This window comes from Corallococcus sp. NCSPR001, from assembly GCF_017309135.1.
In the GTDB taxonomy this organism is placed as follows: Bacteria; Myxococcota; Myxococcia; order Myxococcales; family Myxococcaceae; genus Corallococcus.
Window position 1 is genome coordinate 1 of the sequence record NZ_JAFIMS010000001.1, and the last position, 21,940, is coordinate 21,940.

Below are 21,940 nucleotides of genomic sequence, written 5' to 3' on the forward strand. Positions count from 1 at the left end.
CGGCTGCGTGCGGTGGGGACGCGGGATCCGTCACCCGTCCTGCATCAGCTTCTTCAGCCAGAACCAGCGGCCGTTGGAGCGGAGCGCGCCCGCCAGGAACTCGGAGAACGAGCTGGCGACCTGCGGGCACTGCGCCGGATCCGGGAAGCCTTCGCGGAAGCCGTCGCGCAGGGGATAGCGGCCGTCGTGCTGCTGGCTCACGTCGAGCAGGACGTAGTTCCCATCGCGGACCTCGCAGAGGGCGTACCAGGACGCGGGCCCTGACTGGTCCGTGTCGGCCTGACTCATGACGATTCGCGCGCGGCGGAGCTCCGACAGCGGGGGGAAGGAGAACGCGGGGTCGACGCGGTCGAACAGGTCCGCGCCGTCGCAGTGCAGGTAGAAGGCGCGGAGGTCCGGGTCGAGGCGCCATCCGACGCGATGTTCGAAGGCATCGAGCTGCGCGGGCGTCGCGGGAGGGCGAGCGTGGTGGAGGCGCGAGACCTCTTCGAGCAGGGCGTTCATCGACATGGGATTGCCACCATGCCTTGGGTCCCGGGGCGGCGGTGCGCTGAATGCGTCCTTCCTGATAGGGAGCAGGGATGCCCCTCCACGCCGTAGGGTACTTCCGTGAGTTCGTCCCGGAGTCCGATGAAGGACCTTCTCTCGTGGAGTCGCGAGGGAAGATTCCGGAAGAGGATCGCTCTCGGATCGGGCGCTATCTCGCGTCAGGCGTCGTCTTCGCGGTCAGCTCGGGGCCGCTGAGTGACTGGTTTACGGGCGAGAAGAACATCGCGCCCCACCATGCGTTGACGGACGGCGTCTGGCACTGGCGGGCGGACCTTCCGTACTACGTCCTGCGTTACGGCGTGGCGCTGCCGGATGCGTTCCTGCAGCGCATGCGGGACCTGAACTGGAAGTGCCCGGTTCTATCGCAACATGAACTGCACGCGTTCCTGGAGCACCTGTCGTTCGAGGGCGAGGTCCAGCAGAAGTTGCGGAAGAAGCAGGAGAAGGAGGCACGCGTGCGGCGAGCGTTGGAGCGACAGCAGACCAAGAAGTGACGGGCGGGCCACGGCTGTGACGCCACGCTCTGGGCCTTCGATACGAGCACGCTGTCTGGAGTTGGAGCTGGTCGACCTGGCCCTCATCCACTGACCGCCACTCGACTACCGCACCGCGCCCGACAGTGCCTCTTCACGGCTCATGCTCCAAGGCCCGCGTCATCAAGCCACGAGATGATCTCCTGGTATGACATCCCCGTTACCCTTGCCGCGTTCCGTGCGAACGCTTTGGAAGACGCGGCCACACTCGGTGTCGAATGCTCCACGGGTTCATTCAGAAGGTCGAGGCAGCCCCGGCGCAGGTGGACCCAGGAGCGATTCGATTGTCGCCTCAGCTCACGCAACGCGGACCCCACACTGTCGTCGTGGGGACTGGAAACCTGCTCCTCGATCTGGTCGTGACCATCCTTGCTGACCGGAATCGGTGGGCGACCGTCCCGCACGGGGTGATGAAGCTCAACGACTCCATCAGCCAGCGGTGCACCTGAAACGATGCACACGTCGGCTGCGGCCCGGCACTCGATTCGAGCGTTCCCGCCCAGCAGGTAGCGATCGGTCGCCGCCTGTTCAGCGGCCACCCACTGCTTCAATGCATTCAGCGTCAGCGAGAATGCCCGGAAGTCATCGGGGAGCATCCCCTTGAGCGACGGAGGCAACGGGTTCTGTTCGAGGAACTCGCGAACGGGGCCAGGAGTCGTTGCCAGCGCCGCAGCCTGCTCAAGCAGTAGCGCTCCGATTTGATCCAGCAACGCATCAAACGCTTCCCGCGGAACCTTGCGATTCAAGCAGGAGGGATCCTCGACCGCCTGCGCTCGATACTCGCCATAATACCGCGCCAGTAGTTCTTTTCGCTCGGGCTTGCTTGGCTTCGACTCCGGCGCTGGTCGCTCGTACGCCATTCCCCTCATCCTCCATGCAGTGAATGGCGTCAGCATGGCCCACGGCCCACGCGCGCCGACATCCCCCAGAAGAGGCATGGTGGGACAGCGGGCGATGTGTCTCGAATGTCTCCGCTACGGCGGCGCGGGCCGCACGTCCGGCCTCACGTCCGCGAGCAGGCCCTCCACTTCATCCCGGTAGGGCAGTCCCGCCTGCGTCCCCAGCCGTGTCGTCGCGATGGCGGCCGCGGCGTGCGCGAAGCGCGCGGCCGAGAGCAACGACTGGCCTTCAGCCAGGGCCACACAGAGCGCCGCGGAGAACGCATCCCCCGCTCCGGTCGTATCCACCGTGTCCACCGGCAACTCAGGCAGCCACGCCTCCTCCTCCCGCGACACCAGCAGACTGCCTCCGGGTGCCGCGATGATGGCCGCTCCCACGCCGCGCAGCAGCAGGTTGCGGGCGGCTCTCCGCGCGGAAGCACGGCCATGCACCGGGATGCCGGTCAGCGCCCGGGCTTCGACGGCGTTGGGCCGGATGACGTGCACATCCTCCAACAGCACCTCCGGCAGCGGCACGGCTGGCGCGGGATCCAACACCACCCGGACTCCGGCCGCTCGCGCCAGACGGACCGCCGCCTGGACCGCGTCCAGCGGCACCTCCAACTGCACGAGCAATACCTTCGCGGTCGCGATCCGCTCCGCGCTCCGCAGCACATCCCGGATGGACAGTCTGTGATTGGCGCCCGGCGAGAAGAAGGTCTGCTTCCTCCCGTGCCCATCCACCATCACCAGCACCGCGCTCGAAGGCGCCTCCGCATCAGGCACCACCCCCTCCAGCGCAACGCCTTCCCGCTCCAGCCACGCCACCTGCCTCAGGCCGCGCCCATCCGACCCCACTCGCGCCACCAGCGAGGCCCGCGCCCCCAGCCTCACGGCGGCCACCGCGCCGTTGGCCCCCTTTCCTCCGAGCGCCTCCTGGAAGACGTCGCCCTCGGCGCTGCCTCCCGGCTCCGGAAATGACCGCCCGTGCACCAGGTAGTCCGTGGCCACGCCGCCCACCACCGCGATGCGCGGGCTCATGGCGGAGCCTCGCCGAAGGGACGCTCCCGCGCGGCCGTGACCAGGTGCTGGAGGAACCAGTCCCGGGCCAGCCGGGCCGCCTGCTCCAGTGTCCCCGGCTCCTCGAAGAGGTGGGTCGCCCCCGGGACGATCTCCAGCCGCTTGTGCGTGCGCAGCGCCTCCAGCGCCTCCTGGTTGAGCTCAATCACTTGCGTGTCATCCCCGCCCACGATGAGCAGGGTCGGCGCTCGCACCGCCGACAGCATCGCACCCGCGAGGTCCGGACGGCCGCCCCGGGACACCACCGCCTGGATGGCTCCGGGCATCCGCCCCGCGGCCACCAGCGCCGCTCCCGCCCCCGTGCTCGAACCGATCAGCCCCAGCGGCTGCCCCTCCAGCCCCGGCACCCGCGCCAGCCACCGCACGGCCCCCACGAGCCTCCCTGCCAGCAACTCGATGTCGAAGCGCAGGTGCCGCGTCCACCGCTCGGCTTCTTCCTCCTCCTGCGTGAGCAGGTCCATGAGCAGTGTCGCCAGCCCCGCCTGCTGCATCACCCTCGCTACGTACTGGTTGCGCGGACTGAAGCGGCTGCTGCCACTGCCGTGCGCGAACAGCACCACGCCCGAGACCGGCTCCGGCACGCTCAGCGTTCCGTCCAACTCCACGCCGGGCTCCACCTCCAGCCGCACCGCGTGCTCTGAAATCCTGTATTCAGCCATGTTTCAACCCTCCGCCGGACTCACGGCAGCCCCTTCCCCGTGCGCCGCGCGCGCCAGCAACTCGCGCACCTCGTCGTCGGTGGTCTGCGCGAAGTCCTCGAACCACTGCCCCACCGCGTAGAACGGCTCCGGAGTGTGAAGGCAGACGAGCAGGTCCGCCTCTCGCTCCAGGTCCGCGCATGTCTCCGGCGCGCCTACCGGCACTCCCACCACGATGCGCGCGGGCTGATGCTGACGCAGCGCCCGGAGCGCCGCCCGCATGGTGGAGCCCGTGGCCAGCCCGTCATCCACCACGATCACCGTCCGCCCCTCGATTCGCGCGGGAGGCCTGCCCTCGCGGAAGAGATGCTCCCTGCGGGCCAGCTCCCGCGCTTCACGCTCCGCCGCCGCCGCGATGGCCGACCGGGGAATCCCCAGCCTCCGCACGACCCCCTCGTTGAGGACCGTGACGCCGCCGGTGGCGATGGCCCCCATGGCCAGCTCCTCGTGCCCCGGCGTGCCGAGCTTGCGCACCACGAACACGTCCAGTGGCACCCCGAGGATCCGAGCGACCTCGAACCCCACCGGCACACCGCCGCGCGGCAGCGCCAACACCAACAGGTCATCGCCTCCACCGAGCAGGACGCGGAGCCGTTGGCCCAGCGCATGGCCGGCGTCGACGCGGTCTCGAAACAGTTGCATGACGTGCCCCCACCTCTTGAGGTGGAAGACCTGCTGGATGGCAGCAAGGGCACCCTGGCCGCCCGCTCGCATCACGCCCGAGTGACTGATTCAGCGATCAACCATTAACAAACATTTCCCTCCGGCTCCGCGCACACAACGCGAAGCGTTACCTGCCTATGGTCTGTTCCGCTTCAACCCCCACAGGAGTGCGTCAAAACCCAACGCAGGGAGTCCCCATGTCGAAGGTCTATGAAGCTCCGGGTCAGAAGGGCAGCAAGGTCGAGTACAAGAGCCGTTACGGCAACTACATCGGCGGTGAGTTCGTCCCGCCCGTGAAGGGCCAGTACTTCGAGAACATCAGCCCCGTCACCGGCCGCCCCTTCTGCGAGATTCCCCGCTCCACGGCGGAGGACATCGAGAAGGCGCTCGACGCCGCGCACAAGGCGAAGGACGCGTGGGGCCGCACCGCCGCCGGCGAGCGGGCCAACATCCTGCTGAAGATCGCCGACCGCATGGAGCAGAACCTGGAGATGCTCGCCGTCTCCGAGACATGGGACAACGGCAAGCCCGTCCGCGAGACGCTCGCCGCGGACCTGCCGCTCGCCATCGACCACTTCCGCTACTTCGCGGGTTGTATCCGCGCGCAGGAAGGCTCGCTCAGCCAGCTGGATGACAACACCGTCGCCTACCACTTCACGGAGCCGCTCGGCGTCGTGGGGCAGATCATCCCGTGGAACTTCCCGCTGCTCATGGCCGCGTGGAAGCTGGCCCCCGCGCTCGCCGCGGGCAACTGCGTGGTCCTCAAGCCCGCGGAGCAGACCCCCGTCACCATCCTCAAGTTCGCGGAGCTGGTGGGCGACCTGCTTCCCCCCGGCGTGCTCAACATCGTGAACGGCTTCGGCATCGAGGCCGGCAAGCCGCTCGCCAGCAACAAGCGCATCGCGAAGATTGCCTTCACGGGTGAGACGACCACCGGCCGCCTCATCATGCAGTACGCCTCCGAGAACATCATCCCGGTCACCCTGGAGCTGGGCGGCAAGTCCCCCAACATCTTCTTCGAGGACGTCTTCGCGAAGGACGATGACTTCGCCCAGAAGGCGCTGGAGGGCTTCGCCATGTTCGCCCTCAACCAGGGCGAGGTGTGCACCTGCCCGTCCCGCTCGCTCGTGGCCGAGCGCTTCTACGACGAGTTCATCGCCAGGGCGGTGGAGCGCACGAAGCGCATCGTGCAGGGCAACCCCCTGGACACCGCCACGCAGATTGGCGCGCAGGCGTCCAATGATCAGCTGGAGAAGATCCTCAGCTACCTGGACATCGGCAAGAAGGAGGGCGCGAAGGTGCTCACCGGCGGCGGCCGCAAGTCGCTGTCCGGCGCGCTGGCGGAGGGCTACTACGTGGAGCCCACCATCTTCGAGGGCCACAACAAGATGCGCGTGTTCCAGGAGGAGATCTTCGGCCCCGTCGTCGCGGTGGCGAAGTTCAAGGACGCGGCGGACGCGCTCGCGATGGCCAATGACACGCTCTACGGCCTGGGCGCTGGCGTGTGGACGCGTGACAACAGCACCGCGTACCGCATGGGCCGCGGCATCCAGGCGGGCCGCGTCTGGGTGAACTGCTACCACCTGTACCCCGCGCACGCGGCGTTCGGCGGCTACAAGCAGTCCGGCATCGGGCGCGAGACGCACAAGATGATGCTCAATCACTACCAGCAGACGAAGAACCTGCTCGTCAGCTACGACCCGAAGCCCATGGGCTTCTTCTAGGCCGCCCCATGCCCGTGCCGCGCGTCGACGTCACGCCGGCCGCCGAGGCCCTCATCCACAAGATGCAGGGCCTTCACGGTCCGCTCCTCTTCCACCAGTCCGGCGGCTGCTGCGACGGCAGCGCGCCCATGTGCTTCCCGCGCGGCGACTTCCGCGTGGGACAGGAGGACGTGTACCTGGGTGACATCGTCCGCACGCCCTTCTACATGTCCGGTCCGCAGTTCGAGCTCTGGCGCCACACCCACCTCACCGTGGACGTGGTGCCCGGCCGCGGCAGCGGCTTCTCCGTCGAGGCTCCCGAAGGCGTGCGCTTCCTCATCCGCTCACGCCTGTTCACGGACGACGAGTACCGCGCGCTCGAACAAGAGGGGCCTCCGCCCAGGGGACCCCAGCACTGAAGGCCGCGCTCCTCGCCTCCCTCACATCTCCGGGGGATGCGGGAGCCGCGCCTCCGCCGCGTTCCGGGGCAGCCGCAGCGTGAAGGTGGCGCCCTGCCCCGGCTGACTGTCCACGTCGATGCGGCCGCCCAGCGCTTCCACGATCTGGCGGCTGATGTAGAGCCCCAGGCCCATGCCGCCGTAGTGCCGCTCGCTCACGGCGCGCTCGAAGCGGCCGAAGAGGCGCGGCAGCGCATCCGCTTCGATGCCGATGCCCTCGTCGCGCACCTCCACCCAGGCCTCGTCGCGCGCGTCCACGCCCGCGCGCACCGACACCGGGTGGCCCGCGCCGTACTTCGCCGCGTTGGAGAGCAGGTTCACCAGCACCTGGTCCAACCGCAGCGCGTCCCACTGGCCCGTCAGCGTGCGCGGCAGCTCCAGCTTGAGCGGGCACCGCGCCTGGGTGAACACGTCCTCCAGGCGCTCCACCGCGTCGCGCGTCAACTGCACCAGGTCCACCTCCGCGCGCTCCAGCGACAGCTTGCCCAGCGACAGCCGGCTCACGTCCAGCAGGTTGTCCACCAGCGCCGTCAGCCGGAACACCTGCCGCTGCGCGGTGTTGAGCTTCCCCGTCACGGGCGCCGGCATGCCCGCTGTCTCCATCGCCCGGCCAATGAGGTTGTGCTGGAGGATGAGGCTGGTGAGCGGCGTCTTCAGTTCGTGGCTCGCCACGGAGAGGAACTCGTCGCGCAGCCGCACCGCGGACTGGGCGTCGTGGAACAGGCGCGCGTTCTCCAGCGCCACGCTCAAGCGCAGCGCCAGCTCCTCCGCCATCGTCACGTCCGCGGCCACCAGCGTGCGCTGGGGCTCGGCGGTGAACAGCGTGATGACGCCCAGTGTGCGGCCCCGCGCGCGCAGCGGCACCGACAGCACGGACGTGGGCGCCATGCGGTCCACCAGCGCCCGGTGCGAGTCGCTCGTGGAGACGGCGTCGCACAGCTTGAAGTCCAGGCGCGACAGGAAGCAGACCTCCCCCGACCGGAAGCACTGGAGCGCCGGGTGCGCGGGCCCGCGGTCCGTGCCGCCCAGGGCCGCGTGGAGCCGGGTGTCCTGCTCGGGCACGCGGTGGGCCGCCGTCACCCGCCGCAGGGTGCCGTCCGGCGCGGCCAGGTCCACCAGGCAGCCGGTGGCCACGTGGTCCACCACCAGCCGCGCCACCTCCGGCAGCGCCTCCTCCACGTCGTCCAGGCGCAGCGCCAGCACGCGGCTCGCGTCCAGCAGCAGCTGAAGCCGCTCCTCGGCCTCCTTGCGCCGGGTGACGTCCGCCATGGCGCCGGTGAGCTCCGTCACCCTTCCCTCCGGCCCGGCGAAGGACTGCCCCACGCTGTGCAGCCAGCGCACGCCGCCGTCGCGGCGCATCACCCGGAACTCCAGCTCGAAGTAGCCCGGCGACTCGCGCTGGTGGCGGTGGAACTCCGCCTCCACGTGCGGCCGGTCCTCCGGGTGCAGGTACCCCAGCATGTCCCCCACCGCCACCGTCGAGTCCACCGCCGGCAACCCCAGCATGTGGTTGAGCGCCGCGTCGCGCAGCTCCTTGCCGCGCACCAGGTCCAGGCGCCACGTCCCCATGTCGCCCGTCACCAGCGCCTGCCGCAGCCGCTCCGTGCGCTCGCGCAGCGCTTCGTAGAGCGCGGCCCGCTCCAGCGCCTGCGCGCACTGGTGCGCCAGCGCCTCCAGGAACGCGCGCTCCGCGGCGGGAAAGACGCGGGTTTCCGGCCACCCGAGCAGCAGCAGGCCCCGCACGCGCGTCTCCCCCCACAGCGGGAGGACCGCGCGGGCCCCCGGCCCCTGGCGGCGCGCGAACTCCGCGCCCTCCGGATGGCGCGCGACGAACTCCTCCAGCGAACCGAACCACCCCACCTCGCGCCGGACCTCCGGGGCCGCCCTGTCCGCGGGCCGGTTGAATGACGCCAGCGCGTCTTCCGGATAGCCCAACACGCGCAGCGGGCGCAGGAGGCCGTCCTCCTCCAGCGCCAGCACCGCGACGCGCGTGGCGCCGCTCGCCTCCCACACCTCGCGCGCCAGCACCTGCGCCACCGCGTCCTCGGTGGCCGCGCGGGACAGGGCCGCCGTCACCGCCTGCAACCTCGCCGTGCGCGCCTGGGCCTGACGGGCTTCGCCATACAGGAGCGCGTTGTCCAGGGACAGCGCGGCCCGGCGGGCCAGCTCGCGCGCCAGCTCCAGGTCGCCGTCGCCATAGCGGCCGGCCGTGGCGGACATCAATGACAGACACCCCAGCACCCGCCCCCGCGCGACCAGTGGCACCAGCATCACGGAGCGGCAGCCCAGGCGCCACGTCTCCTCCAGGGCGGCATTCCCCCGCGCCAGCGCATGGAACGCCTCTTCGGGCACCTCCGGGATGAGGCGGGCCTGGCCGGTGCTCAGCACGTGGGCCACGCCCTGGGAACCGTTCTCATGGAGGGCCCAGCGCTCGGCGATGGCATACACGGAGGGCACGAGCGTGGGGTCGCGGTGCGCCGCGGCCCGGCGCACCACCGTGCGGGAGGGCGCGACGACGTCCACCGTGCACCAGTCCGCCAGTTCCGGCACCACCAGCTCCGCCAACTGGCGCAGCACCGTGGGCTCGTCCAGCGATGACGACAGCACCTCGCCCGCGCGGGCCAGGAACGCGAAGCGCCCCTCCTCTCCGGAGGAGGACGCCTCGCGCGAACCGGCCAGGGACCCGGTCGCGATGGGCTCCACGACGTTGGCCCCGTCTCCCCCCACGGACACGGAGACCGCGTCGTTCGCCGTCACGGAGGACGGCGGCGGGGGCTCACCGGGAGGCTCGGTCGAAGGCTCGAGGGATGGTTCGGGCATGGAGCGCGGGTCATGGCGTCACGGGAATGACGCCCCACCAATGGGACGCTCCGATAATGACGGCCCCCCGGAGGCAACAAGCCTCCAAGGCCGCGGGATTCCGGGCGAGTGTCCGGCAGGCAACCCGTCCGCGCGCCGCGGCTCAGCCCGCCGCCACGTCCGGTGAAGGGGGGTTCCACCACACCGCCCCCTTCCCCTGGATGGCGGCGTGCGCGCGCTCCCGCACCGCCTGCATCCCCGCGGCGTCCAGGGGCCGGAAGGCCGAAGCCGCCTGGAGCGCGGCGTCCTGTTCGTTCGGGAAGCCCATTCCCATCAACATCACGTCCGGATCCAACGTGAGCGTGTACCGCACGCACTCCGCCACCGACAGGTGCGGCAGCACCGGCGTGCCTGGCGCCGCGCCACCGGAGCCGACCTTGCCGCGCGGGCGCGCCTGGAGCGGCCGGCCGTAGCCCTCCGTGTCGCCCAGCAGCTTGCCCGCGCCGAACGTCTTGAAGGACACCACGCCCACGCCCTTCTCTCGCGCCAGGGGCAGCACCTCTTCCACGTAGCGCGCGTCCACGAACGGCCCCAGCGGGAACATCACCACGTCGCACCGCCCGGAGCGCACCGCCGCCACCAGCGCGTCCGGGTGGTGACAGGAGATGCCCTTGAAGCGCGCCTGCCCCCGGGCCACGCACGCCTCCAACTGCTCCAGCGCGCCGCCCGGCCGGGCCAGGTCCTCCCAATGCGCCAGCGACTTCACCGCGTGCAGCGCGAACAGGTCCACCGACGGCAGGCCCAGCCGCCGCAGGGACGCCTCCACCTGGGGCGCCACCGGCGCGTCCAGTTCGTCCACCTTGTCGATGACGAACACGCCCTCACGCCGGCCGCGCAGCGCCTCGCCCACCACCTCCTCGCTCAGGCCGTCCTCGTAGCCGGGCGCCGTGTCGATGACGTTGAGCCCCGCGTCCAGCGCCCGCGCGAGCGTGGCGACCAGCTCCTCGCGAGGCACCGTGCGGTCCGCCAGGTCGCCAATGCCCACCGCCGTCGCGGCGAAGCCCGTGCGCCCGAGCACGCGGCGCGGGGTGAAGCGGGGAAGCGATGTCGTGGTCATGAAGAGGTCCTCCCGTCAGGCCCAGGAGGAGAACAGCATCTCACCGCGCGCTTCGCCCCGCGCGGTTCTTGTCCCAGATGGCTCCCAGGATGAGCAGGTAGGCCATCAGGCGGACGACATACAGGTAGTGGATGCGCTCGGTGTCCAGGTCCGGCGCCACCAGCGCGCCCAGCAGGTTGTGGACGCCCATCAGCGTGAAGGCCAGCGAGAACAGCGCGAACAGCCGGTCCTTCGACTGGAGGTAGAAGCGCAGGAAGAACAGGGCGCACGCCAGGTACGCCATCAACACCGCGCCATCGAGCAGGATCTTGAACATGGTGTCCCCCCCTAGGACACGTCCCAGATGAGGCCGAAGAGCAACACGCTGGCTCCCGCCAGCGACGTGACGGTGCGCGCCAGCGACAGGTCGCCCGCCGGAACCAACACCAGGTCCACGAAGAGCAGCACGTTGTTCAGCGTGAAGACCGCGAAGCACAGGCCACTGTAGAGCAGCAGCTTGTTCCTTGTGCGGCGCCAGGCCCGCAGCAGCAGCACCGCGCACGACAGGCTCGTCAACGCACACAGGATGTAGACCGCCTCAGCCATGTCCGTCGCCGTCCTTGTCCCTGTCCTGCTTGAGCACGAACGCGTCCGCGAAGCCCCTCACCCGGTCCATGGGACGTGAGAAGATGAACGAAATCACGCTCACCCGCCGCGCCGAGTACGCCGCCGCCAGCTCCGCCGTGGCCTGCACGTCCTCCGAGCGGCCAGGGCTGAAGCGGTAGGCGTCCTGCTCCACCCCATCCTGGAGAAGGAGCCCTCCCGTCTTCAGCTCCGCCATACGGCGGGCCGCGGAGGCTTCGGTGATGCGCAGTTCCAGGGCCACCGCCGGCGCCGTCCACGCCCGCTCCGTCCGGGCGCGAAGCAGGAGGAGCACCTCCAGCTTCTCGATGGAATCGATGTGCGTCGTGAGGAAGCGCTGGACCCGTGGTGCGAGGCCGGCGTCAGTCACGTCTCCACCTATGGACCCAGATACTTTGTGAATCAACCTTTTCGGTACAGGCGGTTGTTCACAGTCCCACACGAGCCCGGCCGCCTGGCTGGTCAGGGTGCGTCACGCCAGGGGGCCCCTGATTCCGCCTAGTTACGCACCCTGGGGGCCGGGGCCCGCACACGGACGTCCATGCGGGCGTCGCCGGCCACCATGCTGCTCAGGGCCTCTGGCTGGGACGGCGACAGGCGGGCCACGGCGCGCAGGGCGGCCACCAGGATGAGGGACTCCAGGCTGGAAGGAACGGACAGCCCCTCGGGGCCGGCCTTCACGGGCAGGGGCAGCCGGGGCGCGCGGCCGGCGGCGGACAGCGCGTCCACGGCGTAGGTGGGGCGGGCCTCCAGCGACACGGTGATGGCGGGCAGGGCCTGCGCCTCCTTGTCCGCGCCGTGCACCTGGAGCTCCAGGAGCCGGCCCAGCGAACCGGGGGACAGATAGAGGGCCAGGCCCGAGGGGCCCTCGTCCTCGCCATGGAAGACGCAGCCTTCGTAGGTGTGCTCGTGCGCGCCCGTCACGTCCACGGTGAAGGCCTGGCTGTCGTCCCAGTGCGCCCAGGGCTTCGCGTCCCAGAACTCGGTGGCGGCCTGGACGAAGAGCAGGGCCTTGTCGCTGCCCAGCCCGGACACGCCCAATTGGCCCCACGCGAGGAAGGTGGCGATGGCCGCCCGGGCGGAGAGCGCCGCCAGGGACGGGGGCGCCACGGCCAGGCCCAGCTCGCCAGCGGCGTCCGCCAGGGCGGGCTCGCAGGACACCTGGGACGGCTCCAGGCCGGCGATGAGGGCGCGCACGCCGGCGAGGTCCGTCTGTTCGAAGACGGGGGCGGACGGGTCGCCGGACTCGCCGATGCGCAGGTAGACACCGGTGGTGCCCACGGAGAGAGGCACGGGACCCAGCTTGAGCAGGTGGAACATGGCGGACCCTCCGGGCACGCGGGCGGTGCGCCTCACCCTCCCCGGACGCGGGGGTTCGCGTCCAGGGCCCGGCGCACCTGCTTCATCAGGGCCCGGATGTCGAACGGCTTCTGGAGGAACTCCATGCCCGGGTGCAGGCGCTTGAGGCCGTTGACGTCCACGGCGCTCATGCCCAGCACGGGGATGTGGCGCAGCGCCGGGTCCTGCTCGATGCGCGCGATGAGCGCGGGCCCATCCAGCACGGGCATCATCCAGTCCGTGAGCACCAGGTCCGGCTTCACCTCCGCCATGCGCTCCAGGGCCTCGCGGCCATGGGACGCCGTGAGCACGCGGTAGCCCTCCTCTCGCAGAAGGTCCGCGAGCGCCTCCAGGATGCCCTGTTCGTCGTCCACCACCAGCACTGTCTCGGTCGCGGGAACCACGGAGCCTCTCGAGGTCAGGAGTGGTTGCCCGGGAAGCGGGCGATGCCGGTGAGCAGCAACTCGGGCGACGGCTGGAAGGGCGGCTGGATCTCGATTCCCTGGCTGGTGATGAGGAACTCGCGCAGGGTCGGGTCGTAGTCCGCGTCCCGCAGCTTGAAGATGGAGAGCAGCCGCCGCAGGCGGCCATTGAGCTCCAGGTGGCGCATGAACAGCAGGTTCTCCGCCACGCCGGACAGGCCGGTGCCCAGGGGGACATCCATGTCCGGGCCGAAGAGGCGCGGCGTCTCCAGCGTGAAGACGGTCGTCACCCCGTGGCGTCGCAATTCCTGCGTGAGCGCGGCGAAGAAGGGGCTGATGCGCGCCGGCTCGTGGGTGGTCTCCACCATGGCGCTCAGGCCGTCCACGAACAGGCGCTTCACGCCGCGTCTGCGCACGTCCTCCATCAGCGAGTGCGCCACCAGGTCCAGGTTGCACTCGGCGGGCATGTTCCACTGGAGCACCAGCCGGCCGTCCTTCACCGCGCTGCCCAGGGACAGCCCCACGTTGGCCGCCTTGTGCATCAGACGGTCCGGCCCCTCGTAGAAGCTCACCATCAGGCAGGGCTCGCCCAGCCGCAGCCCTTCCGCCAGGTGGCTGACGCCGAGGATGGTCTTTCCGCAGCCCGGAGGCCCCATCACCAGCGTGGTGGACGCCGCGGCGAAGCCCTCTGGAATCATGGCGTCCAGCGTGGGCACGCCGAACCTCACGCGCTGCGTGCCCCAGTCCGGCGGCTGCGCGCGGCTGACCATCGTCTCCAGGCGGGGGAAGACCTCCAGGCCCGCCTCGGAGATGCGGAAGTGGTGCGCGCCGTTGAGGCTGGCGCTGCCGCGGAACTTGCGCACCTGGATTTCGCGCCAGGAGCGCATGGCCGCGGTGCGCTCGCGCAGCTCCAGGATGCCGTCCACCATGGTGTATTCCGGGTGCACGGTGGGGCCCACGCTGCTGGTGAGCAGGAGCGCGGTGAAGCGCGACAGGCCGGCGGACACCTGGAGCTCGTGGATGAACTTCTTGAAGTCGCGGCTGCTGCCCGCGGCCTCCTGCGCCTGCACCAGGCCGTCCAGCACCAGGATGCCCGCGCCGTGGTTGCGCATCTCCCGGCGCAGGAGCTCCAGCAGGCCCGGCAGCCCCTGCTCCTCCAGCATGCGGAAGCCGCTGACGTAGTAGATGCGCTGGGGCAGTTGGGAGGCGTCGAAGAACGCCATGCTGCGCAGGTTCGCCAGCATGCGCGAGTGCGACTCGGCCAGCAGCGTCACATACAGACAGCGCGTACCCTGCCGCGCCTGCGAGTAGCACAGCTGGTTGGCGAGGATGGTCTTCCCCGCGCCGGGCTCCCCCACCACGATGTAGACACCTGAAGCCACCAGGCCACCGCCCAGGATGGGATCCAGTCCGGGAACGCCTGTCGCGATGCGTTCGAAGGCGGGCGGGTGCTGCTCGCTAGGGGACATGGCGACCGCTCATACCGTAAAACCCGGGGTGTCGCCCTGGGAGTTTCACGCCGGGGCCCCCCTGCACGCCTGGAGCCCTCACACCGTGGAAACCCTCGTCCGGTTCGCCGAAGGCCTGGGGCGCTTCTCCGCGCGCTTCGTCCCCAGCGCCTTCGCCATCGCGGTGCTGCTCACCCTGCTCACCATGGCGCTGGCCCTGGGCTGGGTGGGCGCCACGCCGCCGGCGGTGCTGGACGCGTGGGGCGGAGGCTTCTGGGAGCTGCTCACCTTCTCCATGCAGATGGCCCTGGTGATGTTCACTGGCTATCTGCTCGCGCTCACCGCCCCGGTGAAGGCCCTGCTGGAGGGGGTGGCCCGCCTGCCGAAGAGCCCGAGGAGCGCCACCGCGCTGATGGCGGCGGTGTCCATGGCGCTCGCGTACTTCAACTGGGGCCTGTCGCTCGTCGCCAGCGCCATGCTGGTGCGCTTCATCGCGCGCAGGCGTCCAGATGTGGACTACCGCCTGCTGGTGGCGTGCGCCTACTTCGGCCTGGGCGCCACGTGGCACGCGGGCCTGTCCGCCTCCGCGCCGCTGCTGGTGGCGACGCCGGGGCACTTCCTGGAGAAGCAGCTGGGGGTCATCCCCATCGACCGGACGCTCTTCTCCCCCTTCAACGTGGGCCTCACCCTGGCCGCGGTGGCGCTGCTCACGGCGCTCGCGTGGGCGCTGCACCCCTCGCCGGAGCGCACCGTGCGCGTGGAGCCCGCGGTGCTGGAGAAGCTGGGCGACTTCGTCCCGCCGCGAAAGCCTCAGGGGAAGCTGAGCCCCGCGGAGTGGCTGGACCACGCGTGGCTGCTCAACGCCGTCTTCGGCGTGCTGGGCCTGGTGTGGTTCGCGCGGCACCTGTGGCTCAACGGCGGCTGGAAGGCGCTCAACCTCAACGTGGTGAACTTCACCTTCCTCACGCTGGCGGTGCTGCTGCACGGCACGCCCGCGCGGCTGCTCAAGGCGAGCGAGGAGGCCGCGAGCGTGCTGCACGGCATTGTGCTGCAGTTCCCGCTGTACGCGGGCATCTACGGCATCTTCAAGGCCACGGGGCTCACGGACCGCATCGGGGAGCTCTTCGTGTCGCTGTCCACGCAGAAGACCTTCCCCGCCATCGTGTATCTCTACAGCGGCGTGGTGAACTACTTCGTGCCTTCTGGAGGTTCCAAGTGGGCCATTGAAGCGCCCTACCTGCTGGACGCGGCGGGCCGGCTGGGCGTGGCGCCGGAGAAGGTGGTGCTGGCGTACGCGTGGGGCGACATGGCCACCGACCTCATCCAGCCCTTCTGGGCGCTGCCGCTCCTGGCCGTGGCCCGGCTGGAGTTCAAGGACATCCTCGGCTTCCTCCTGGTGGCCTTCCTCGCGTACCTGCCGCTGGTGACGCTCGGCTTCTTCCTGTTCGGGTAGCGCGGCGCGGCGTCCCCGGGACGAAACCCTGGAATCCGGGACTCGGGGAATGGCGCGGGATGTTTCATGGTAGACAGGCACACCGAGGGGCCGGACGTGGGCCGGCCGCCTTCAACATCAATGAGGGGACCCCAAGTCATGAAGAGCCTGTTCAACGGAAGCGTGCTGTGCGCGGTGCTGGGTGTGGCGTCTGTGGCGGGAGCGCAGGAGGCGGCGGCGCCGGCGGCGGAGTCGGTGAAGGCCCCCAGCGCGGACGCGGTGCGTGACACCTGGAACTACTTCTACAAGGGCCAGGGCCAGGGCCCCGTGCTGGTGGAGGCCAAGCTCTGCACGGAGGTGGCCAAGGACGGCCCCAACAAGTACGAGTGCACCGCCGAGGTGGGCCCCGAGGGCGTCAAGGCGGGCACCAACGTGATGCTGTGGCAGAGCTACCTGGTGCCCCAGGGCGACTCCATCGAGGACCTCACGGTGCAGGTGAAGCAGGGCACCACCGTGCGCGAGACGAAGGACGTGAAGGTGAAGGGCGAGGGCTGGCGCGCGCGTCAGTGGACCGGCGTGCGGCTGCCCAAGGCCGGCGCGTGGACCGTGACCGTCATGCGCGGCGACCAGGTGCTCAAGGAAGTGCCGGTGAAGGTGCTGTAGTCCTTCGCCCGGTCCAAAACACAACACATCCATCGACGCCCGCCGGGGAGACCCGCGCGGGCGTCTTTCTTTACCGTCCCCCCTCCCCGCGGTCGGCAGGAATTACCGGCTGACGGACAGGGCCCCTGCCCCTGCATCCGGCTCCCCGGGGCGTCCTCCGAGGGGACACCTTCACAGGGACACGTTGGCCGCACCCTTGCAGTAGGGATGGGGCGCGGTTGAAGGGCGGGGGAGTCGGGGTTGGGTGGGGCGGGTTCCGGGACGGGGGGCGGCGGTGGCGTGGATTCGGATGGCGGTGTTCGTGGGGGGGCTCTTTCTCGTGGGGTGCGAGGAAGCCCGAGCCACGGCACCGCGCATCCCGGTGCTCGGTGAGGTGGGTGGACAGGTCGCGTCAGAGGGCGTGGAGGCCCACGTGTGGTCGCGGACCCTGAGGGTTGGGGACCCTCAGGCTCCGCACGCGGTGGTGACCTCCAACGGGGACGTCCTCGTGGCGGCGACCTATCAAGAGCCCATCGACCTGGGGGCGGGTCCCCTGCCCTTCAATCGCAACGTCGTGGCGCCACACCTGCTGGTGGCGCGGTATTCGTCGGAAGGCGCGCTGAAGTGGGCCCGGGGCTGGACGCCCGGGCATGCCGCGCGGGCCCGGGTGGGCGGCCTGGCGGTGGACGCCCACGACAACATCTTCCTCACGGGCATGTCCGCGGGCTTCACCCGCGACGGCGCCACGCTGCCGGAGGGGCCGTTCCTGGCCCGGCTGGATGGCGGCGGCGCGCTGGACTGGGTGCGCTCGCTGCCGGGTGAGGGGCCGGTGGCGGTGAACGGCGTCACGCCCGACCACCATGGCGGCGCGGTGCTGGTGGGGGACTTCGCCGGCGCGCGCGACCTGGGAGAGGGATTGAAGCGCACGCCCCAGGGCAGACACGCGGGCTTCGCGCTGCGCGTGGGCCCCCGGGGTGAGCAGCACTGGAGCCGCGTGTGGATGCCTTCCAGCGAGGGCGAGGTCTCCGCGCGGGCGGTGGCGGTGGATGTCTTTGGCGACGTGCACGTGGTGGGCGGCTATGCCGGTGCGGTGTCGTTTGGCGACGCGACCTTCGTCACCGTGCGCCAGCACACGCCCTTCGTGGTGAAGCTCACCCGGGACGGAGACCACGTCTGGAGCCATGACGTGCGCGGCACGGATGGCACGGCGGTGTCCGTGGCGGTGGGGGCGGACCGCGTCTTCGTGGGCGGAGGCTTCAGCGGCCGGCTGTACTTCCAGAAGACCTTCCACCGCGCGGACTCGCGCGACGGCTTCCTGCTGGCCTACGACGCGCAGGGCGGCCAGCAGTGGGCGCGCACCTTCCCCACTGGCGCGCCCATGGTGGCCACCGACGACGCGGGGCAATTGACGGTGGCGGGCGGCCATGACGGCGGCCTCGCCCTGGGCGGAGGCAACCTGCCGCCGGGCCTGTATGTGGCGAAGCTGTTGCCGGAAGAGGGCACGTCGCTCTGGGTGCGCGGCTTCGCGAGCCCCGGCACCGTGGCCCAGGCCCGGGCCGTGAGCGTGGACGCCACTGGAGGCGTGCTGCTCGCCGGCGGCTTCAACCGGTCCGTCCCGGAGGACGAACCGTCACGGCCGCTGCAGGACGGCTTTCTGCTCAAGCTGAACCCTTGAAGAACTGCTCCTGGAGGATGGTCTCCAGCGCCTGGACCTCCGCGTCGGTGAGGAGTTCGAAGTGTGAGGCGCGCTTGGTGGAGGAGAGCTTGCCTTTGTTGTGAAGGACCACCTGGATGAACAGGTTCAGTTGCCGGTCCGGCATGTCCACCACCTGCTCCATCTGCTCACGGGCCTGACGGTAGCGAACGATGAACTCCAGCTCCTTGCGGAACTCCGTGCGGATGGTCTCCTCGGTCCACGCGTAGAGGTCCTCCGCCATCCGCGTGCAATCGATTGCACGGTACAGGTTGCGGGTCTTCCCCTTCACCGTGACCTGCCACTCCTCGTCATGCGTGTAGTCGACTTGCTGCATGAGCGGGACAGAGAAGGACTCAAGGCAGGCGTCGTACTCGGAGCGCTTCTGCAGCATCACCGCGGAGATAGGGAAGATGAGCCCCGGGGGCGTGAAGCCTGAGCGCGACAGGATGTAGTGGATGAGCAGGCGGTGCAGACGCCCGTTCCCATCCAGGAACGGGTGGATGAGAACGAAGATGAAGGACACCGCCGCCGCTTGAACGATGGGGTCCACGTGGGCCTTCGCCATCCGCTCGACACTGGCGAGCAGCCCCTTCATGAGGGACGGGACGTCCTCGGGACGGGGCGGCAGGTAGTGGACCTTCTGCTCGGTGAAGCTCACTGTCTCACCGATGTAATTCTGCCCCTGCCGGTAACCCGTCTCCGCGAAGCGCGGATCCACGGTCTGGTTCTGGATGTCCGTCAGCGCCGCCTCATCCAGCGTGTCCCACTGGGGAACGCGCCGCAGGAGGGCCACGTAGCGCTCGGTGCGGTCCTGACTTGGCTTTTCCCGCTCGATTGCGAAGGAGGAGCGGGTCTCCTTGGCATAGAGGTAATTGACGGCCCGACGGAGCGCGTCCTCATCGTACTCCTCCATGAGCCGGGAAGCCTGATTCGCCAGTTTCAGGCTGGCGAAGCGCTCAAGCTTTTCGGTGCGCCGCACCATGGGGCAGCATTCCACGGTGCCCAATAGATTATTGATGACGCGATGGCGCCGGCTCCGTTCATCCGTGGCGGTGAAGTACTCCTGGGGGTCTAGCAACGGGACGTAATTGCCGATGGTCGCGTCCGGCAGGTCCAGCATGTTTCCGGTGAGGAACTCATAGAGGAACCAGAGCCGCCGCGAGTACTGCCCGGTAGGCCGTTGCTGGATGTACTCCCTGAGGAGTGGCTCCAGTACTCCCCTTGTGACCTTCTCGAACAGGGCAGAGAGGATTTCGAGCGACACCCCCTCGTACTTGAGCGCGAACTCCAGCTGATGGAAGAGCCCTGGCTCTGGAGCGTAGGCCGGGGGATAGACGACGATGCTCCGCCCTCTTTCGACGCGCTCACGCTTCCCCCCCCCAGGTGCGACGAAGGACACCTGGTGATGCGGTAGCACGACGAGCTCATGCTCCAGGATGACCTGGGCATAACCGATGGGCTCCGACTTGGGAGGAAGGTCAACGCCCAGGCGTGCACGAATCGCTCGGGAGCGCTCTGATGGCGGATGCGCGGGCATTGGGTCACGCCATCTCGACTACACGGCACGGCATCCGGGGAAGAAACAGACCTGCCATGACGGGAGATCGACTCAAGAAATCGTTCGTTCCAGGGGATTCGTGCACAAAACGGTTAGGCGGCTCCAGAAACCGTTACTCAGGAGGAGAACGTAATCAAAACGGTTAGGGGGCTCCAGAAATCGTTACCGTGGGGATTCCGTCCACCAAAACGATTAGGGGGCTCCAGAAATCGTTACCGTGGGGATTCCGTCCACCAAAACGATTAGGGGGCTCCAGAAATCGTTACCGTGGGGATTCCGTCCACCAAAATGATTAGGGGGCTCCAGGAAGCACTCATTTCGTAGCGTTCGTACGCAAAACGATTTTGACGCTCGGCTTGGTCAGCCCCTGAAGCGCGGTCCATCGGTCGTCCTCCTGTCAGGGGGACAGTCGATGATGCTTCCTGGGGACTCACGATTTCCCCCCGCGATATCGAGCTGGAGAGGACACCCAAGCCCCAAGCTGGCGAGTGGCGCGTCCTGCGCACGGAGACGCCGAACCCGCGGTCACGCAAGCGCCCCCCTGCCACTTGCTTCTGCCCAGCGCGCCTACCCCACCCGCGACTTCAGGCCCCGATGCCCTCGGGGTCCGTGGCCAGCTCCCCGCCCAGGTGCATGCCCGTCTGGCAGCGGTAGTCCGTGACGAGCGACGCGGCCAGCACCTTCACGCCCAGCAGCACGTGCAGCGCCGCCGCCACCGGTGAGCGCTTCGCGTATCCCAAGACGAAGGGCGCCAGCACCGCGCCCAGGCCGTAGGCGTAGTCCGCCAGCTCGTGCGCTTCGATGGGGATGAGCTTCGTGAGGCTCAGCCGGTAGTCCGTGAACAGCGACACGCCCACCGCGGCCCCGCCCAGCGCCCAGCCGGCCGCCTTCGCCCTGCTGTCGCCGGACGCGCTCCCCACCGCCACCAGCGCCGCGCCGCCCACGTAGTCCAGCACCGAGTGCAGGTCCTGCGACACCCAACGGCGCAACGGCAGCCGGCCCAGCAGCGGACGCGACAGGATGCCCGCCGCCGCGCTGTGGTCCCTCATCCGGCGCCACTCGCGGCGCACGGCGCCCTCCGCGCGCGGAGGAACGGGGGGCAGCAGGGGCTCGGGGCCTCGGACCTCGTACATGACGTGACTCCTCTCCCGGCCGTCGTGGCCTTCCCCGGAACGGTAGCCACGCCCCCGGACCGGGGCGCCGGAGCCGCCCCCGCCCCACGCCCGCCTGCCTGTGCCAACAATGGGTGGGCAGGGTAACCACCCCGCGAACTGTTGGCTGCTGGGCAAGGGGGCTTCCACCCACCCCGCCCCGCCGGGCAGACTGCTGTTCGCACTCAGGCCCTCACATTTCGAGAGGACCGACCGCTTCGGGCGGTGGGTGCCGCGCCCCACCCAACAAAGAGAAGACGATTCATGGCTACTGGTACGGTGAAGTGGTTCAACGATGCGAAGGGCTTTGGCTTCATCACGCAGGACGGCGGTGGTGAGGACGTGTTCTGCCACCACAGCGCCATCAACATGGACGGCTTCCGCACCCTTCAGGAAGGCCAGAAGGTGGAGTTCGAGGTGACGCGCGGCCCCAAGGGCCTGCAGGCGCAGAACGTCCGCGCAGTGGGTTAGTCCCAACCCGCTCTGGGTCCAACACAGAGCACGGAAGCCCGGCTCCGCTCACGCGGGCCGGGCTTCTTCATTTTTACAACCCACCGAGAAGGAATAACACGCAATTCCTTTCAAACCTTACACCCCCCCGGGAATCACGGGGGGGCTGGTGAAAGTCCGAAAGAGTGCTGTTAGGCTTTGATCCTGCGAGGGAGGGCGCACCTATGTTCGAAGTCACCAACGATGTCAGCCGTCGGACCATCACTGCCCGCATGAGCGGTTTCATGCGGCCCAACGAGATGAAGGAGTACGTGGCCGTCTACAAGAAGGCCACGGACAGCTACGGCGGAGGGCGGCACCTGGTTCTGGCCGACATGCGGGGTCTTCGCCCGCTGGAGCCGGAATCCGCGAAGCTGTTCTCCGAGATCGTCGACCACGGGCGCAAGAACGGCTGCGCCATGTGCGCGCACGTGTCGGATTCCACCATCGCGCGGCTGCAGACGGCCCGCGTGGCGTCGGAAGCATCCCCCAACGACGACATCACCGTGGATTGTGTGTCGCTGGAGGAAGCGCAGAACCAGCTCGCCAAGGCGCGCGTTCGCCTGCTCAACGGCGAAGGCTTCTCGGCCGCTCGCTAGAGCGGCTCCTCCCGGGCAGGGACGCCCGCGAACGCCCCGTCTCCGGCAAGGCCCGGAGCCGGTGGC

General features: G+C 69.4%; 23 protein-coding genes. 8 read left to right on the plus strand and 15 right to left on the minus strand.

What is annotated here, in order from left to right; all coding sequences use genetic code 11:
* Positions 1–30: 30 nt before the first annotated feature.
* A complete protein-coding gene (locus JYJ93_RS00005) occupies positions 31–510 on the minus strand; it encodes an SMI1/KNR4 family protein (RefSeq protein WP_206785635.1) in 480 nt (159 codons plus the stop codon).
* A 71-nt stretch (positions 511–581) separates the two neighbouring features.
* On the opposite strand from JYJ93_RS00005, the gene JYJ93_RS00010 reads away from it, so the two are divergent.
* Positions 582–1,043 (plus strand): hypothetical protein, encoded by a 462-nt coding sequence (locus JYJ93_RS00010; RefSeq protein WP_206785636.1) that lies wholly within the window; start codon positions 582–584, stop codon positions 1,041–1,043.
* A 140-nt stretch (positions 1,044–1,183) separates the two neighbouring features.
* On the opposite strand, the gene JYJ93_RS00015 is transcribed toward JYJ93_RS00010, so the two are convergent.
* The 4 genes from JYJ93_RS00015 to JYJ93_RS39725 form a co-directional block, all read right to left on the minus strand.
* Positions 1,184–1,942, minus strand: a complete 759-nt coding sequence (locus JYJ93_RS00015) for a hypothetical protein (protein ID WP_206785637.1) — start codon at positions 1,940–1,942, stop codon at positions 1,184–1,186.
* 114 nt (positions 1,943–2,056) lie between these two features.
* A complete protein-coding gene (locus JYJ93_RS00020; RefSeq protein ID WP_206785638.1) occupies positions 2,057–3,001 on the minus strand; it encodes a ribokinase in 945 nt (314 codons plus the stop codon).
* Entirely contained in the window at positions 2,998–3,699 is a 702-nt protein-coding gene (locus JYJ93_RS39720) for a dienelactone hydrolase family protein (protein ID WP_242543543.1), read from the minus strand. The genes JYJ93_RS00020 and JYJ93_RS39720 overlap by 4 nt, the downstream gene beginning before the upstream one ends.
* A gap of 3 nt (positions 3,700–3,702) precedes the next feature.
* Complete coding sequence (locus JYJ93_RS39725; protein WP_242543544.1) at positions 3,703–4,380, minus strand: phosphoribosyltransferase; 678 nt, start codon at positions 4,378–4,380, stop codon at positions 3,703–3,705.
* 218 nt (positions 4,381–4,598) lie between these two features.
* Between JYJ93_RS39725 and adh the strand changes: the two genes are divergently transcribed.
* Both adh and JYJ93_RS00035 read left to right on the plus strand, forming a co-directional pair.
* On the plus strand, positions 4,599–6,125 hold the full coding sequence (gene adh, locus JYJ93_RS00030) for an aldehyde dehydrogenase (RefSeq protein ID WP_206785639.1): 1,527 nt from the start codon (positions 4,599–4,601) through the stop codon (positions 6,123–6,125).
* 8 nt (positions 6,126–6,133) lie between these two features.
* A complete protein-coding gene (locus JYJ93_RS00035) occupies positions 6,134–6,523 on the plus strand; it encodes a DUF779 domain-containing protein (RefSeq protein WP_206785640.1) in 390 nt (129 codons plus the stop codon).
* 21 nt (positions 6,524–6,544) lie between these two features.
* On the opposite strand, the gene JYJ93_RS00040 is transcribed toward JYJ93_RS00035, so the two are convergent.
* The 8 genes from JYJ93_RS00040 to JYJ93_RS00075 all read right to left on the minus strand — a co-directional run bounded on the left by JYJ93_RS00040 (position 6,545) and on the right by JYJ93_RS00075 (position 14,328).
* Entirely contained in the window at positions 6,545–9,382 is a 2,838-nt protein-coding gene (locus JYJ93_RS00040) for a GAF domain-containing protein (RefSeq protein ID WP_206785641.1), read from the minus strand.
* Between the two features lie 142 nt (positions 9,383–9,524).
* A complete protein-coding gene (locus JYJ93_RS00045; protein WP_206785642.1) occupies positions 9,525–10,478 on the minus strand; it encodes an aldo/keto reductase in 954 nt (317 codons plus the stop codon).
* Positions 10,479–10,518: 40 nt separating this feature from the next.
* Positions 10,519–10,794, minus strand: a complete 276-nt coding sequence (locus tag JYJ93_RS00050) for a DUF5985 family protein (protein ID WP_206785643.1) — start codon at positions 10,792–10,794, stop codon at positions 10,519–10,521.
* An 11-nt stretch (positions 10,795–10,805) separates the two neighbouring features.
* Positions 10,806–11,063, minus strand: a complete 258-nt coding sequence (locus tag JYJ93_RS00055) for a DUF5985 family protein (protein WP_206785644.1) — start codon at positions 11,061–11,063, stop codon at positions 10,806–10,808.
* Entirely contained in the window at positions 11,056–11,469 is a 414-nt protein-coding gene (locus JYJ93_RS00060) for a hypothetical protein (RefSeq protein ID WP_206785645.1), read from the minus strand. Before JYJ93_RS00060 ends, JYJ93_RS00055 begins: the two co-directional genes overlap by 8 nt.
* Before the next feature lie 128 nt (positions 11,470–11,597).
* Positions 11,598–12,419 carry a hypothetical protein gene (locus JYJ93_RS00065; RefSeq protein WP_206785647.1) on the minus strand — a complete coding sequence of 274 codons (822 nt, stop codon included), beginning with the start codon at positions 12,417–12,419 and terminating at the stop codon, positions 11,598–11,600.
* A gap of 32 nt (positions 12,420–12,451) precedes the next feature.
* Positions 12,452–12,841 (minus strand): response regulator, encoded by a 390-nt coding sequence (locus JYJ93_RS00070; RefSeq protein ID WP_206785649.1) that lies wholly within the window; start codon positions 12,839–12,841, stop codon positions 12,452–12,454.
* A gap of 14 nt (positions 12,842–12,855) precedes the next feature.
* Positions 12,856–14,328: an ATPase domain-containing protein gene (locus JYJ93_RS00075; RefSeq protein WP_206785651.1), complete on the minus strand. Its 1,473-nt coding sequence runs from the start codon at positions 14,326–14,328 to the stop codon at positions 12,856–12,858.
* 85 nt (positions 14,329–14,413) lie between these two features.
* On the opposite strand from JYJ93_RS00075, the gene JYJ93_RS00080 reads away from it, so the two are divergent.
* The 3 genes from JYJ93_RS00080 to JYJ93_RS00090 all read left to right on the plus strand — a co-directional run bounded on the left by JYJ93_RS00080 (position 14,414) and on the right by JYJ93_RS00090 (position 18,056).
* Positions 14,414–15,760: a TIGR00366 family protein gene (locus JYJ93_RS00080; protein ID WP_206785654.1), complete on the plus strand. Its 1,347-nt coding sequence runs from the start codon at positions 14,414–14,416 to the stop codon at positions 15,758–15,760.
* A gap of 138 nt (positions 15,761–15,898) precedes the next feature.
* Positions 15,899–16,402 carry a hypothetical protein gene (locus JYJ93_RS00085; protein ID WP_206785656.1) on the plus strand — a complete coding sequence of 168 codons (504 nt, stop codon included), beginning with the start codon at positions 15,899–15,901 and terminating at the stop codon, positions 16,400–16,402.
* Between the two features lie 289 nt (positions 16,403–16,691).
* Complete coding sequence (locus JYJ93_RS00090) at positions 16,692–18,056, plus strand: hypothetical protein (protein ID WP_206785658.1); 1,365 nt, start codon at positions 16,692–16,694, stop codon at positions 18,054–18,056.
* On the opposite strand, the gene JYJ93_RS00095 is transcribed toward JYJ93_RS00090, so the two are convergent.
* Both JYJ93_RS00095 and JYJ93_RS00100 read right to left on the minus strand, forming a co-directional pair.
* Positions 18,040–19,614 carry a Fic family protein gene (locus JYJ93_RS00095; RefSeq protein ID WP_206785659.1) on the minus strand — a complete coding sequence of 525 codons (1,575 nt, stop codon included), beginning with the start codon at positions 19,612–19,614 and terminating at the stop codon, positions 18,040–18,042. The genes JYJ93_RS00090 and JYJ93_RS00095 overlap by 17 nt on opposite strands.
* Positions 19,615–20,219: 605 nt before the next feature.
* Positions 20,220–20,768 (minus strand): hypothetical protein, encoded by a 549-nt coding sequence (locus tag JYJ93_RS00100; RefSeq protein ID WP_206785660.1) that lies wholly within the window; start codon positions 20,766–20,768, stop codon positions 20,220–20,222.
* Positions 20,769–21,050: 282 nt separating this feature from the next.
* Between JYJ93_RS00100 and JYJ93_RS00105 the strand changes: the two genes are divergently transcribed.
* Both JYJ93_RS00105 and JYJ93_RS00110 read left to right on the plus strand, forming a co-directional pair.
* Complete coding sequence (locus tag JYJ93_RS00105) at positions 21,051–21,257, plus strand: cold-shock protein (protein ID WP_014393434.1); 207 nt, start codon at positions 21,051–21,053, stop codon at positions 21,255–21,257.
* A gap of 203 nt (positions 21,258–21,460) precedes the next feature.
* A complete protein-coding gene (locus JYJ93_RS00110; RefSeq protein WP_014393433.1) occupies positions 21,461–21,874 on the plus strand; it encodes a hypothetical protein in 414 nt (137 codons plus the stop codon).
* Positions 21,875–21,940 lie beyond the last annotated feature (66 nt).

What these genes read in the sequence shown, in the direction of transcription:
- JYJ93_RS39725 (WP_242543544.1), bottom strand. Translation starts at nt 4,380, where the DNA reads ATGCAACTGTTTCGAGACCGCGTCGACGCCGGCCATGCGCTGGGCCAA.
- JYJ93_RS00095 (WP_206785659.1), bottom strand. Translation starts at nt 19,614, where the DNA reads ATGCCCGCGCATCCGCCATCAGAGCGCTCCCGAGCGATTCGTGCACGC.
- JYJ93_RS00045 (WP_206785642.1), bottom strand. Translation starts at nt 10,478, where the DNA reads ATGACCACGACATCGCTTCCCCGCTTCACCCCGCGCCGCGTGCTCGGG.
- JYJ93_RS00015 (WP_206785637.1), bottom strand. Translation starts at nt 1,942, where the DNA reads ATGGCGTACGAGCGACCAGCGCCGGAGTCGAAGCCAAGCAAGCCCGAG.
- JYJ93_RS00075 (WP_206785651.1), bottom strand. Translation starts at nt 14,328, where the DNA reads ATGTCCCCTAGCGAGCAGCACCCGCCCGCCTTCGAACGCATCGCGACA.
- JYJ93_RS00110 (WP_014393433.1), top strand. Translation starts at nt 21,461, where the DNA reads ATGTTCGAAGTCACCAACGATGTCAGCCGTCGGACCATCACTGCCCGC.
- JYJ93_RS00100 (WP_206785660.1), bottom strand. Translation starts at nt 20,768, where the DNA reads ATGTACGAGGTCCGAGGCCCCGAGCCCCTGCTGCCCCCCGTTCCTCCG.
- JYJ93_RS00010 (WP_206785636.1), top strand. Translation starts at nt 582, where the DNA reads ATGCCCCTCCACGCCGTAGGGTACTTCCGTGAGTTCGTCCCGGAGTCC.
- JYJ93_RS00055 (WP_206785644.1), bottom strand. Translation starts at nt 11,063, where the DNA reads ATGGCTGAGGCGGTCTACATCCTGTGTGCGTTGACGAGCCTGTCGTGC.
- JYJ93_RS00065 (WP_206785647.1), bottom strand. Translation starts at nt 12,419, where the DNA reads ATGTTCCACCTGCTCAAGCTGGGTCCCGTGCCTCTCTCCGTGGGCACC.
- JYJ93_RS00040 (WP_206785641.1), bottom strand. Translation starts at nt 9,382, where the DNA reads ATGCCCGAACCATCCCTCGAGCCTTCGACCGAGCCTCCCGGTGAGCCC.
- JYJ93_RS00090 (WP_206785658.1), top strand. Translation starts at nt 16,692, where the DNA reads ATGGCGGTGTTCGTGGGGGGGCTCTTTCTCGTGGGGTGCGAGGAAGCC.
- adh (WP_206785639.1), top strand. Translation starts at nt 4,599, where the DNA reads ATGTCGAAGGTCTATGAAGCTCCGGGTCAGAAGGGCAGCAAGGTCGAG.
- JYJ93_RS39720 (WP_242543543.1), bottom strand. Translation starts at nt 3,699, where the DNA reads ATGGCTGAATACAGGATTTCAGAGCACGCGGTGCGGCTGGAGGTGGAG.
- JYJ93_RS00005 (WP_206785635.1), bottom strand. Translation starts at nt 510, where the DNA reads ATGTCGATGAACGCCCTGCTCGAAGAGGTCTCGCGCCTCCACCACGCT.
- JYJ93_RS00050 (WP_206785643.1), bottom strand. Translation starts at nt 10,794, where the DNA reads ATGTTCAAGATCCTGCTCGATGGCGCGGTGTTGATGGCGTACCTGGCG.
- JYJ93_RS00085 (WP_206785656.1), top strand. Translation starts at nt 15,899, where the DNA reads ATGAAGAGCCTGTTCAACGGAAGCGTGCTGTGCGCGGTGCTGGGTGTG.
- JYJ93_RS00020 (WP_206785638.1), bottom strand. Translation starts at nt 3,001, where the DNA reads ATGAGCCCGCGCATCGCGGTGGTGGGCGGCGTGGCCACGGACTACCTG.
- JYJ93_RS00035 (WP_206785640.1), top strand. Translation starts at nt 6,134, where the DNA reads ATGCCCGTGCCGCGCGTCGACGTCACGCCGGCCGCCGAGGCCCTCATC.
- JYJ93_RS00105 (WP_014393434.1), top strand. Translation starts at nt 21,051, where the DNA reads ATGGCTACTGGTACGGTGAAGTGGTTCAACGATGCGAAGGGCTTTGGC.